The sequence below is a fragment of the Pseudomonas sp. P20 genome, from assembly GCF_016463925.1.
GTDB classification, from domain to species: domain Bacteria; phylum Pseudomonadota; class Gammaproteobacteria; order Pseudomonadales; family Pseudomonadaceae; genus Pseudomonas; species Pseudomonas aeruginosa.
This window is the reverse complement of sequence record NZ_JAEMVM010000085.1, coordinates 1-771: the sequence shown is the minus strand read 5'-3', so window position 1 is coordinate 771 and position 771 is coordinate 1. Positions and strand designations below refer to the sequence as shown.

1 protein-coding gene is annotated in these 771 nt (G+C 72.8%); it reads right to left on the bottom strand.

Going from position 1 to position 771, the window contains the following annotated elements:
- Window positions 1-771: hypothetical protein (locus JHD77_RS31680; RefSeq protein ID WP_199506561.1), on the bottom strand; the 771-nt coding region annotated here is incomplete at both ends.

The following is a 771-nucleotide window of genomic DNA, read 5'->3' as shown; positions in this document are numbered from 1 at the left end:
CACGCCGTAGGCGTTGTTCAGGCCGCCAGCGACCAGCCGCGTGCTGCCGCTGCGGCCAAGGGCGCGCAGGCTGCCGCCGCTGTTGTCGATCGCGGCGGCGCGCAGGTGCAGCTCGCTTTCGCTTTCCAACTGGCCGAAGCGGTTGGCCAGCGCGCCGGCCAGGCTGAAGTCGATGCGCCCGGCGCCGACCTTGCCGCCCTGACCCGCCGCCGCGCCCTGGTTGAGGAAACGCTGGCCGTCGAGGCTGAGCAGGCCGCTGGCGTAGAGGCCGCCACCCTGGTTGTCGAAGTCGGCGGTGACGATGCGGTTGTCGCCGCCCAGCGACGAGAGATGGCCCTGCTGGTTGCGCACGCCTTGCCCGGCGCGGATTTCCAGCGACTGCGCCTGGGTGACGCCGGCGCTGTTGTCGAACAGCCCGGTGACCAGCTTCAGCCAACCCTTGGCGCTGTTGAGCACGCCGCCGGCGCCGTTGTCGAGGCTGCCGCTCTGCAGGTCGAGGTTGCCGGCCCGGCTGTCCAGGCGGCCGCCCTGGTTGTCCAGCGCGCCGCCGATACGCAGCCGGTTGTCGCCCTGGGCCTGGAGCGTGCCCTGGCGGTTGTCCAGGCTGCCAGCCTGCACGTCGAGGGCGCCGGCCTGGCTGAAGATCAGGCCGTCCTGCTGGTTGCGCAGGGCGCCGCCGCCCAGGCGCAGGCTCATGCCGGCCTGGCTGGCGAGGGTGCCGGAGGCGCTGTTGTCGAGGCTGCCGGCGCTGATCTCCAGCAGCCCCTGGCT